Annotated in this window: 9 protein-coding genes; 8 read left to right on the top strand and 1 reads right to left on the bottom strand. The window is 55.6% G+C overall.

What is annotated here, in order from left to right:
- Positions 1-2 precede the first annotated feature (2 nt).
- From ACR0A1_RS19925 to ACR0A1_RS19935, 3 genes are all read left to right on the top strand, one after another.
- The gene (locus tag ACR0A1_RS19925; RefSeq protein WP_480868980.1) at positions 3-4,673 is read left to right on the top strand and encodes a MupA/Atu3671 family FMN-dependent luciferase-like monooxygenase; all 4,671 of its coding nucleotides are present in this window, start codon (positions 3-5) and stop codon (positions 4,671-4,673) included.
- On the top strand, positions 4,670-4,903 hold the full coding sequence (locus tag ACR0A1_RS19930) for a hypothetical protein (RefSeq protein WP_170399617.1): 234 nt from the start codon (positions 4,670-4,672) through the stop codon (positions 4,901-4,903). The genes ACR0A1_RS19925 and ACR0A1_RS19930 overlap by 4 nt, the downstream gene beginning before the upstream one ends.
- Before the next feature lie 400 nt (positions 4,904-5,303).
- The gene (locus ACR0A1_RS19935) at positions 5,304-5,456 is read left to right on the top strand and encodes a transposase (protein ID WP_255612279.1); all 153 of its coding nucleotides are present in this window, start codon (positions 5,304-5,306) and stop codon (positions 5,454-5,456) included.
- 153 nt (positions 5,457-5,609) lie between these two features.
- Here the strand turns inward: ACR0A1_RS19935 and ACR0A1_RS19940 are convergent, their stop codons facing one another.
- On the bottom strand, positions 5,610-6,302 hold the full coding sequence (locus ACR0A1_RS19940) for a sugar transferase (protein ID WP_370644482.1): 693 nt from the start codon (positions 6,300-6,302) through the stop codon (positions 5,610-5,612).
- Between the two features lie 687 nt (positions 6,303-6,989).
- Between ACR0A1_RS19940 and ACR0A1_RS19945 the strand changes: the two genes are divergently transcribed.
- The 5 genes from ACR0A1_RS19945 (at position 6,990) to ACR0A1_RS19965 (ending at position 12,232) form a co-directional block, all read left to right on the top strand.
- Positions 6,990-7,676, top strand: a complete 687-nt coding sequence (locus ACR0A1_RS19945) for a VPLPA-CTERM sorting domain-containing protein (protein ID WP_170399615.1) — start codon at positions 6,990-6,992, stop codon at positions 7,674-7,676.
- Between the two features lie 641 nt (positions 7,677-8,317).
- Positions 8,318-9,757, top strand: a complete 1,440-nt coding sequence (locus ACR0A1_RS19950) for a UbiA family prenyltransferase (protein ID WP_170399612.1) — start codon at positions 8,318-8,320, stop codon at positions 9,755-9,757.
- Entirely contained in the window at positions 9,754-10,176 is a 423-nt protein-coding gene (locus tag ACR0A1_RS19955; RefSeq protein WP_170399609.1) for a GtrA family protein, read from the top strand. The genes ACR0A1_RS19950 and ACR0A1_RS19955 overlap by 4 nt, the downstream gene beginning before the upstream one ends.
- Complete coding sequence (locus ACR0A1_RS19960; RefSeq protein WP_170399606.1) at positions 10,173-11,498, top strand: FAD-binding oxidoreductase; 1,326 nt, start codon at positions 10,173-10,175, stop codon at positions 11,496-11,498. Before ACR0A1_RS19955 ends, ACR0A1_RS19960 begins: the two co-directional genes overlap by 4 nt.
- On the top strand, positions 11,495-12,232 hold the full coding sequence (locus ACR0A1_RS19965) for an SDR family oxidoreductase (protein WP_170399603.1): 738 nt from the start codon (positions 11,495-11,497) through the stop codon (positions 12,230-12,232). Before ACR0A1_RS19960 ends, ACR0A1_RS19965 begins: the two co-directional genes overlap by 4 nt.
- Positions 12,233-12,367 lie beyond the last annotated feature (135 nt).

Consider the following 12,367-nt stretch of genomic DNA (forward strand, 5'->3'; position numbering starts at 1 on the left):
ATATGCCCTTTTCAACCCTGTTGATCGGCCATGAATCCTTACTTGTGCAATGCGGAACAATGCTGCTTGAGGCCGGTCACAATATTCGAGGTGTTGTAACCCGAAATCCGGATGTGCGGAATTGGGCTGAAGGCCAGTCGCTGACGGTTCACGCGCCGGGTGCGGACCTCGCTGACCGGGTCGCTGATACCGAGTTTGACTGGCTGCTCAGTATCGCCAATCTTGATCTTCTGCCGCAGACGCTTCTGGATCAGGCCCACAAAGGGGCGGTCAATTTCCATGATGGTCCCTTGCCTCGCTATGCCGGACTGAACGCGCCGGTCTGGGCGCTTTTGAATGGAGAAGTTCGGCACGGCATCAGCTGGCACTTGATCACATGCGAAGTGGATAAAGGCGACATTATCACCCAGCGTCATGTGGATATCGGCGTAAACGACACGGCATTGACGCTCAACACCAAATGCTATGGCGCTGCGATGGACAGTTTTCCCGATGTCATCGCAGCGCTTGAGGCGGGCGTTCCCAACCCACACTTTCAGGACCTGAGCCAGCGCAGTTATTTTGCCCGTGACGCGCGCCCCGGGGCCGGAGCACAGATTGATTTCAGCGCCCCGGCCACACAGATTGCCACACTGGTACGTGCCCTTGATCATGGAGACTACTGGAACCCGCTGACCTGCCCCAAGCTGGACACCGGAGAACAGATCTATCTGGTTGGCCAGGCCGAGGTTCAATCATCGGAACCGGCCGCACCGGGTACAATTCTGGCCCGCGATGCGGAAAGCTTGACCATCGCCACCGGACAGGACGCCATCAGATTAAGCCAGTTTAGAGACTGTTTTGGCAAAGGGATCACGGCGGCAGACATCGCCCCGGATTGCAATGTGCTCCCCTTGTTCAGTGCCGCGGACCGGGCCGAGCTTACCGCCACACTCACCCCCACTGCCAAAGCAGATATTCACTGGCGGAAACCATTGGAAACACTGAAACATTCCGATCTGCCACTGATTGAGCGGAATGCGCCCGCATCTGCGGTGATTACACATATCGTAAATGGAAGCGCCACATTCGAGAAAGCCGCCACTGCGCTGGCCGCACTTTTCCTGCGCCAAGGGGGAGGTGATACTCTGAATCTGGCTCTATCTCTGCCCGAAACGGCCTCAGACTATATCAGCGACTGGGTGCCAGTCACCGTGTCATCGGGTAATACCATGGTAGAGCTTCAGGCCGGGCTGACACAGGACATCACTGCGGCCCGGGCACGTGGCGGGTTTTCCATTGACCTGCCCGCGCGTCTGTCCCGGTCCAGAGATGATCATTTTGCTATGCCGCAGCTTGGCTTGACGGATACAAACGCAGAGCTGATCCCCGGCACCAGCCTGACCCTGTCGCTTGTAGAGGGTCAGATTCAGCTCTGTGCCGACAGTGGCCATATCAGCGCCGAGGCGCTGGCCCTGATCGCCGCCCGGCTTGAGGCCATCATGGCACAGTTGGATACCCCAGAGACGGTTGGAAAACCCATCCGCGATCTATCCCTGATGTCTGAAGCCGAGCGGGTGAAAATCCTGACGGAATGGAATGCGACCGACACGGACTATGATCACACGACCTGCATTCACCAGCACTTTGAAACCCAAGTCGCCCGGACGCCCGACGCCACTGCGCTGGCTTTCGAAGATCAAAGCTTTAGCTACGATGCCTTGAACCGTGCGGCCAACCGGGTTGCGCATGTTCTGCAGGATATGGGGGTTGGTCCCGGCACTTTGGTCGGGTTGCATGTCAAACGCTCGCCGCAGCTTGTGATCGCAGCTCTGGGTATTCTCAAAGCTGGCGGTGCCTATGTGCCGATGGACCCTTCTTACCCGGCGGATCGCACTGCGCTGTATCTTCAGGATAGCGCCGCACCCGTTGTCATCACCGAGACCGATCTCGCCCGGAACTTGCCGGAATCCGGGGCGCAGCTACTGTCAATCGATGCGGATTCGCGCCTGTCTGCTGCGGCTGACAGCAACCCCGACAGCACCGTGACGGCAGATGATCTGGCCTATGTGATCTATACGTCAGGTTCGACCGGACGACCCAAGGGCGTGATGATCGAACACCGCAATGTATCGAACTTCTTCACCGGCATGGATGGGCGTATTTCACATGACCCGGCAGGTGTCTGGATGGCAGTCACCAGCTTGTCCTTCGATATTTCCGTGCTGGAGTTGTTCTGGACACTGGCCCGCGGTTTCAAGGTTGTTCTGAGCGATGATGATAACCGCGCCCTTGTGGCGGGCGACAGTACCCCTGCGCGCGGAAGCACCGGACGTGGCATGGACTTCAGCCTCTATTACTGGGGTAATGATGACGGCGTCGGGCGCGATAAATACAAATCCCTGCTAGAGGGGGCAAAATTCGCCGACAAGCACGGATTTTGCGCTGTCTGGACGCCCGAGCGTCACTTCCACGCCTTTGGCGGTCCCTATCCGAACCCATCAGTCACTGGCGCAGCCGTCGCAGCCGTCACCGAGAACCTATCGGTCCGCGCGGGCTCCTGTGTCGCCCCCCTGCACCATCCGGCCCGGATCGCCGAGGAATGGGCCATCATCGACAATCTGACCAACGGACGTGCGGCGCTGGCGATCGCTTCTGGCTGGCAACCTGATGATTTCGTTCTGCGCCCAGAAAACACCCCGCCGGACAACAAGCCAGCCATGCTGCAATCCATCGATATCCTGCGCAAACTCTGGAAGGGAGAGCCCGTCGAGTTTCCAAAGAAGTCCGGAGAAATGCACGCTGTTGTCACTCAGCCCCGGCCGGTTTCGAAGACGCTTCCAGTATGGGTCACCACAGCAGGCAACCCGGCAACCTGGAAAGAGGCTGGCGCCATCGGCGCAAATGTCCTGACCCACCTTCTGGGACAAAGCGTCGATGAAGTCGCTGACAAAATCGGTCTCTACCACAGCGCATTGCGCGAAGCAGGCCATGACCCGAAGGACCACACAGTCACCCTGATGTTGCATACATTCGTCGGAGCGGATCGTGAAGAGGTACGCGAAGTGGCGCGCGAACCGATGAAGGATTACCTGCGCTCCGCTGCAGGATTGATCAAACAATATGCCTGGGCCTTCCCCGCCTTCAAGAAACCCGAGGGCGTCAGCAATGCGTTCGAACTGGACCTGGGCTCGCTTGAAGAAGAAGAACTTGAGGGCATTCTTGATTTCGCCTTCCTGCGGTATTTCGAAGACTCGGGTCTTTTTGGCACGGTCGAAGACTGCTTGGCGCGCGTCGAAGAGCTCAAGCGCATTGGCGTGGATGAGATTGCCTGTCTGATCGACTATGGCGTCCCGGTGGATCAGGTGCTTGAGGGGCTTAAACCTCTGGCCGAAGTTCTGCGCCTGTCCAATCAGGATACAGAACCGGCCGAGGATGATTTCTCGATCGCAGCGCAAATTCATCGCCACAAGGTTACGCATATGCAGTGTACCCCCAGCATGGCGCAGATGCTGGTTATGAATGACGAGGCCCGTCAGGCGATGGCGCGCCTCAAGCACATGATGATCGGGGGCGAGGCGCTACCCGGCTCACTGGTTTCGGAATTGGCCGAGATCACCTCGGCACATGTTGAGAACATGTATGGGCCGACCGAAACCACCATCTGGTCGACGACTGAAACTGCAACTCCGGTGTTGGGTACGGTCAACATCGGTCGACCGATTGCCAATACTCAGGTTTATGTTCTGGACGAAGATCAAAACCCACTACCCACTGGTGTCGCGGGTGAGCTTTACATTGGCGGGGCTGGCGTTGCCCGTGGGTACTGGCAGCGTGAAGACTTAACGGCCGAGCGTTTTGTGCCTGACCCATTCAACAACCAACCCGGTGCTCGGATGTACCGGACAGGAGATCTGGCGCGCTGGCGTCCGGACGGGCGACTCGATTTCCTGGGGCGGGCGGACCATCAGGTCAAGCTGCGCGGATACAGGATTGAATTGGGAGAGATCGAAAGTGTTCTGGATGCCCAATCAGGCATTCGCCAGTCCGTTGTTATGGCCCGCGAAGACACTCCGGGCTTGACCCAGTTGGTCGGCTATCTGATCGCGGATGGCGACCTGAATGAACGGGCGCTGCGGGATACGCTGACCGGACAACTGCCCGAATTCATGATCCCCGCACATTTCGTTACGCTGGACAGCTTTCCACTGACGCCCAACAAGAAAATTGATCGTAAGGCGTTGCCAGCCCCTCGGCCCCGCAAGGCCGCTCCAACCACACAGACCCAGGTGGTGCAAACCACCGACCCCGCACCCGCAGCAGCATCGGGTGGAACGGCTGTTCGACAGGTTGCCGCGATATGGTCCCGGATTCTGGGCATTCAGGATATCGGCCCGCGCGACAATTTCTTTGACCTTGGCGGGCATTCACTACTGGCCGTACAGGCGCATCGGGAAATCAAGAAAGAGCTAAATGTTCCGGGTCTCAGCATCACGGATATTTTCCGGTTCCCAATGTTGGGTGTACTAGCTGCCAAGATCGAAGAAAAAACAGAGGGCGCGGCTGGAACCGGTTCAACTTCAGAAACCACCCCGACAACGGAAGGATCTGTCCAATCCGACAAGGCCGCAAAACGCAGCGACGCCATGTCGCGCCGACGGGAAATGCGCGCCCGACGTCAAAAGCAGGCGTGACAGAACTTGATCTGATCCGCGCTGAATTACGTGGCTTGGTCGACCCCGATGTTGGGAGCGGTGTCACCGATCCCAAGGCGCCCGAAGGCGCGTTATTTCCCAAAGAAGCCTCTGCTGTAGATCGTGCCGTCCCAAATAAAGCAGGTCGTGCGGCGGCCCATCAAACCACGGCAGAGATCGGCCACCATGAAAGCTCTGTCCTGATGGTCCCTGATCGCAGCTTAATCTGACCTGCGGGCTTAGTAGGCTCCATCACTCATTATGAGGGTACCTGCAAAGCTGTCGTCGCTAATGATCAGGTAGTTCGCAGTATCGATATCTAACCCAACACACCCCTTTGATCCTGATTTGGAAGAAGTAATTTGCACCCCGGCGGAGCGGGCTTGGCTTACAACTCAACCTCAGAAACAGTGTCCCTGCGTCTCTGCCTAATCCCCCATCGGCAGAGCCCTGAGCTATATTGCCAACACTGGGACGCCTGACCGTGTTCCTTGAAGATGGTCGCTTGGATCACTCGCACCCTGACCGCCATCGCAAACGGTCATAAGCAATCCGACATCAGCAGTCTGGTGTCCTGGGATTGCGCTGCAGACGTGTGATCGGCGCACCGCTTACTTGCAATCCATCCGCGTGGATAATGTAGAATGCGTTTTGGCACGGGACCATGCCTATATGTTCATAACGGTACCACCACATCTGGCGTTGTCGAAGGCCATGCAGCGGATCAAGGGGCGCTCATCCCGCCGTGTTCAGATGGCATTTCCGGACTTGCTCAAGCGCTAGTGGGGAAGGCGGTTCCGGGTTTGCTGGAACTTCGCCACAACTTCGGAAAATATCACCGACGACTTCATCATACGTCATCAGGAGTTACAGTCCAAACGCGATGCTGCCGACGTCAGCCTGTATGTGGTTCACTTGTCCGAAAAATAGTGCGGATCAATATCCGGTACCACGCAACACAACACCGACTGTCGCGAATATAATGCCCAGATCAGTGCGTAAAGACAGTTGTCCAGCATACGAAGTGTCAAAATCGGCACGGCTGGCAAAGCTGCTGGCATTACGCTGAGATACCTGCCACAGGCCAGTCAGCCCGGGGCGCATAGAATAGTAAGCTTTACCCGGATATAAATTTTTTTGCTCCGGCATCATCGGGCGTGGACCAACAAGGCTCATTTCACCGGCCAGAACATTCCAGAGCTGCGGCAACTCATCCAATGATGCCTTACGCATCAATTGACCGATTTTTGTGACGCGCGGATCGTTTTTGAGCTTCTGGGTTTCGTCCCATTCACGCTTGGCAGTTGGGTCTCGCGTCAGGTGATCTGCCAGCAAAACATGCGCATTGGGAACCATGCTGCGTAGTTTCCACATGGTGAATTCTTTGCCATCACGGCCAATACGCGTTTGTCCGTAGAATGGATTGCTTCCATCTCGCGCGACAAGCAATGCCAAAAACAACAGAGTCGGCAGGACGATCGGCAAGGCCAGAAGAATCAGAGCAATATCAAGGATGCGTTTAAAGAAGTTTGAGTAAACGCCCACCTGCGGAAAGCGATATACTCCATGTTCGACCTGAATAATAACAGGTTGTGATTCTCTCGGAATATCAGTGTATTGAACTGTCACTTTTTAACTCACAAACACATGAATCACGGTGGATTCATACTCGTTACAACACGCTTACCAGCACTCACATCGAACCGAGGCCGCAAAAAATCAATAAAGACCCCAATTATGGCGAAAATTCTGCCACGCCACAACGTTAACACATTTTAACTCGGGTCCACAAATAGTCATTGTCCACAAATCAAAAAATCTTTCGGCGCTCCAACAATCCTAAGTTCCAGGCGCGATGAATGTTTCTGGTTTCGCTACTCTTATGGCCGTCTGGCGATTTTTGATGCTCGAGCGGAGACAAAAGGAGAGTTGAGAATATCGGCTACGATTCTCAATTGTTCCCAAGCCGCACGCAAACAAGTTTTTGGTTAATTGGATGATGTTTTCCGATAGTTCCGAAGCAGAGCGAAATGATTAAAGATCGACAGCGATCCTCGGTGCTTCGACGCGTCATTGTAAGACGACCAATTCGTAGTCTTGTACTTTGTGGCCCCCCAGCTGCTCATGCGCTCCAGCCATCACGCTGGTTTCGCAAGATGTGTCACCTCAGGCCATTTGTGCAATAAAACCCGACAAAGCCTACTGGCTTGTAAAATGATCGTAAAAAAGCTAATTTCATTCAGTATAGTAGGATAATAATGTCGAAATGACATAACTCACGACTGGTACCTAGTTTTTTAGGGGGTAATGATTGAAATGTTTACAAAACAGATCGGGGCGGGATTCGCCGCCGCTATCGTTCTGTTGTGCGCAACGTCTGCGGGCGCAGCAACGATAAATTTCAACGTTGACCGCAGCTATACCAATGGTTCTAATAATTATACCAGTACGGATGGATCAGTAACCGTCGGCGTGGATGGTGTTCGGGTCAACAACTCAGGCACAATCATCAATACTTCTAATTTCTGGACTGCAAGCTGGGATGGGGCCAGCAATCGCAGTGGATTGGGCGTTTATGACTGCCGCTGGCAAAACCGGTGCTTGGACAATCATTTGATCGACGGGCGGGGCCCGGACGAATTCGCGCTGATTGATTTCGGCGACCTGACAGTTGAAGTGACATCGGTCACCTTCTCTTACTGGGACCGCCGCGATACGTTCGCATTCGGCACCTATGACAGCTCTGTGCTTCCGGCCACAGCCGTGATTTACGAAGAAAACTTAGGTGACGGAAACTCTAATCCTTACACACATTACTTTGGCGCAGGAGAGGTCACAGGCTCGCTCATCGGGTTCGGCGCTGACAGCTGGCGTGATAACTTCGCACTACAAAGCATCACGTTCAATGTGTTGTCTGCGGTGCCCTTGCCTACTGGTCTCGCACTGCTTTTGACAGGGTTATGTGGGCTCGGGTTTATGCATCGTCGCCGTCAATTCGCCTGACCAAAAGCGCAATATTCTGATTGAAAGCCAGCGCACTTCACAAGCTGGCTTTTGTGGCGCTTCAGAAGTATGTTCCACTTCCAAAGCCACATTTCATTTGACGGTCTGGACTGGTGCCATGGCGGCTTTATCGATACTCGGTCTGATCGTCGGAACAGTTCTGAAACTTGCCTCTCAACATAGTGTATGGAGCGCTGGAGCACGTTTATTCGACAATCTCACCCGCGGGTGGTTTGTGTTAGCGCTTCTGCTTGTAATGGCCGTCTTCCGCTTGGGGCTTTGCCGTCTTGGGGCGCTTGGGCGCACCCATCGACCATGTTCTCGCCCACAATGGAGCGCGAGTCGTGGCGCTGGAGGTCTTTTGCGAGCGTCATGAAGTATGGCGATGATAAAGGACGCAATCTTGCAGGACTTCAAGGCATGGCCTATACAATGATTGGGTTTAAATTACGGGAAACATTGCGATACTACAGGCATTTGCGGAATTACGCGATCGCGTCCAGCCCCCCATTTCTCTTAGTATAGGTTCTTTTGCCTCATTCTGTACCGGATACCAAGAATGCTCCGTTTGTCTGAGATACCACCTCGTGTCACTTTAATATGGAGGCTTGTTCTCGTGGCGTATTCAGGAGATTAACAGTATGGAACTGGACCAGTTGAAAGACCAGCGCATACTTGCTGTCGATCTCGACGGCACGCTTCTGCGGTCTGACATGTTGTTTGAAAGTTTCTGGTCAGCGACCAGCCGGGACTGGCACGCGCCTCTGGGTGCTGCATTTGCGCTGGCTGGAGGGCGGGCGGCGCTCAAACGCAGTCTCGCGGGGCGGATGGATATAGATGTCACGACGCTGCCTTATGACCCGCAGGTCATCGATTATATCAATGCATGGCGGTCGGAGGGGGGAACAGTTTTTCTGGTCACGGCGTCCGACGAGACGATTGCCCAAGAGATTGCCCAGCATCTTGATATTTTTGATGGCGTCTACGGCTCGAACGGGGTCCGCAATCTCAAATCCAGTGAAAAAGCCGCCTTTTTGACCGACCAATTCGGGCGCGGTGGCTATGCCTATATGGGGGATGCGGAGGCGGATCTGCCGGTCTGGGAGAGCGCAAATAGGGCGGTCACGGTCAACCTACCTGCGCCCCTGCGCCAACGTGTTGACGGTTTGGGGTTGGAAGTTGAACATTTGTCCACCGCCCAACCCGGCCTGCGGGATTATCTCAAGGCGATCCGGGTGCATCAATGGCTGAAGAACCTTTTGGTCTTTCTGCCGATGTTGGCGGCCCACCAGCTCGACGCCGAGACCTTTCTGCAAAGCCTTCTGGCCTTCGTGGTCTTCTCTATCGTGGCCTCCAGCATCTATGTTCTCAATGACTTGCTCGACTTGCGCTCCGACCGGGCGCATCCCACGAAATGCAAGCGCCCCTTCGCGGCGGGCACAATCCCGATCGCTCATGCCACCTACCTGATCGCCGCGTTGATGGGACTGGGCCTGATCCTGTCCCTGTTTCTCGGTGGAGCCTTCATTGGGATTATGCTGCTCTATGTCGTTGTCACTACGCTCTATTCGCTCTGGCTGAAACGCAAAGCGATCATGGATATCGGCACATTGGCTGCGCTCTATACCACGCGGATCATCGCAGGCGCCGTGGCAACGGGTATTACGCTGTCGATGTGGCTTCTGGCCTTCTCGATTTTCTTCTTCCTGTCGCTGGCCATCGTGAAACGGCAGGCGGAATTGATGGACAGTGCTGCGCGCGGCAAGCTCAAAGCTGCCGGGAGAGGCTATGTTGTCGATGACCTACCTGTTCTGGTCATGATGGCTGTAGCGTCCGGCTATGTGGCCGTCCTGGTTATGGCGCTCTACATCCAGTCGCCTTCGGTTTCGGAGCTTTACACAAACCCCAAATTTTTGGGCGCCATCTGCGGCATCCTGCTCTACTGGATCTCCCGGGTCATCCTGTTGGCGCATCGTGGCCAAATGCACGAGGACCCGGTCGTCTTTGCTGCACGAGATCGGCAAAGTCGGATCTGTGCTATATTGATCATCCTCGTCGCCGCTGGTGGGACGCTGTTGTGAGCATCATACGTATAGCGGTTCTCTATGCCTTGTTTGCCGTGATCGCGACAGTGATCAACCTCGGCGTCCAGAGGCTGGTTCTGTCGTGGAACAGTGACGCAACTGGCTTTGCGCTGGCGGTCTTTTGCGGCACGCTCGCGGGCCTCGTCGTCAAATATACCCTCGACAAACGCTGGATTTTTGCCGATTTCAGTACAGGTTTCAAAGCGCACGGCCAGAAATTTACGCTCTACACGATCATGGGAATTGTCACGACAGCGATCTTTTGGGGTACGGAAACAGCGTTTTGGCTGATCTGGGACACGGATATGATGCGTGAACTTGGCGCTGTGTTGGGGCTCTCGGTGGGTTATGTCGTCAAATATTTCCTCGATCGACGCTTTGTCTTTCAGAATACCCAAAAGGCGGCGGCGGTATGACAGAGCTTTCGGGCTGGGGCGGTTTTCCCAAACATTACGGGGTGGCAACAGAGCCTGTGAACGAGACTGCATTGGTCGAAGCTGTCACGGCTGGGGCGGTGATCGCGCGCGGCAATGGGCGGGCCTATGGTGACAGCGCGATTGGCTTGCGCAGCACGGTCAATATGCACAGGTTCAACCACATGCTCAGCTTTGACCGGCAAAGCGGAATTCTGGTGGCTGAGGCGGGCGTTCTGCTCAGTGATATCATCCCGGCGTTTTTGCCTCATGGATGGTTCCCCCCGGTCACGCCGGGGACGAAATTTGTCACCCTCGGAGGCATGATCGCAGCGGATGTTCATGGCAAAAACCATCACAAAGATGGCAGTTTCCGCAACTTCGTGGACTGGCTGGACGTGATGGATACCGAAGGCGTCGTGCATCGCTGCAGCCGCAATGAGAAACCCGAGCTGTTCGAGTGGACAATAGGTGGCATGGGGCTCACGGGTATTATCTTGCGCGCCGGAATCCGGTTGAGAGCGGTACCCTCTGCATGGATCCGGCAGACCGCGCAGGCCCTTCCCAATCTCGACGCCGTCATCACTGCTTTTGAAGCGGCACATGAGGCCACCTATTCGGTTGCCTGGATCGATTGCCTGCAATCTGGTGATGCCCTTGGGCGAGCCATTCTGATGCTGGGGGAGCATGCCATACCGGAAGAGTTGTCTGATGACGCGGCACGCTACCCGTTCGAAATCCCGAAAAAGATGCGGCGCAGCGTCCCCTTCGCGCCGCCCTTCAGCCCGTTAAACGGCCTCACGGTTCGGGCTTTTAACGCGCTTTATTACTGGAATGGATGCCGCAAATCCGGGACCAGCTTTCTCGATTATGACAGCTATTTCTACCCGCTCGATGCCATCCACGGCTGGAACAGGATCTATGGGAGACGCGGCTTCATGCAGTTCCAGTGCGTTCTGCCGCTGGAGACATCGCGCAAGGGACTTCACGCGCTGCTCAAGACTACCTCGCAGGAAAAAGCCGGTTCCTTTCTTGCCGTACTCAAACGGTTTGGGCCGCAGGATAGCGCCTTCTCCTTTCCCATGCTGGGTTATACACTGGCCCTCGACTTCCCCGCCACGCCTAAGATGATCGCGTTGATGTGCAAGCTGGACGAGATCACGTTGGAACATGGCGGGCGTTTTTATCTCGCCAAGGACAGCCGCATGAGCGCACAGACATTGCATGCCTCCGATCCCCGTACTGAGCAATTCCGGCAGATGCGAACGCAACTTGGTGCAGCGGAGGCATTTCAGTCACATCAATCACAAAGGCTGGATCTATGAGCAAAGGAACAGTCCTGCTTCTCGGCGCGCGCTCCGATATCGGTCGTGCAACAGCGCATCGCTTTGCCAAAGAAGGCTATGACATCCAACTTGCTGCACGCGATAGTACCGCGCTGGAAAAGACCCGGACGGATATGGCTTTGCGTCACAACGTGGAGGTAAGCCTACACGACTTTGACGTGCTGGACAGTGCCGCGCATACCGGGTTCGTCGACGCTCTGCCTGTCTTGCCGGACGTGGTGATCTGCGCCATCGGACTGATGGGGGATCAGATCGAGAATGAACGTGACATCGAGGCTGCTACCCGCGTGATGCGGAGCACCTATGAGGGTCCGGCGCACATTCTGGGTCTTCTGGCGGAGCGGTTCGATGCGCGGGGTTCCGGGCAGATCGTGGGCATCAGTTCCGTGGCGGGCAATCGCGGACGGGCCAAGAATTATGTCTATGGCTCCGCCAAGGCAGGCTTTACCTCCTATCTCTCCGGCCTGCGCAACCGGATGGCCAAACGCGGGATCCACGTAATGACGGTGCTGCCAGGGTTCGTGAATACGCAGATGACCGCAGGTATGGACCTGCCCGAAAAACTGACGGCAGAACCCGAAGAGGTGGCTGATGCGATCTTCAAGGGCTTACGCAAAGGCCGGAACATCATCTACGTGCGCCGCATCTGGTTTGTGATCATGGCGATTATTGGTGCGATCCCGGAAGGCGTATTTAAGAAGATGGATATTTGACGCGCTGTGCACGTGCAGTTCGCGCCAGCAAAAGCCCTTGGTGGGTCCGCTCCGCTTCTCTAGATTTAGCAAAAGTGAATACGCGCGGGATCAAGACCGCAGGGGGGTAACAAATTGTGCGCGACGACGGTTCGG

Source organism: Ruegeria sp. D6 (genome assembly GCF_056534365.1).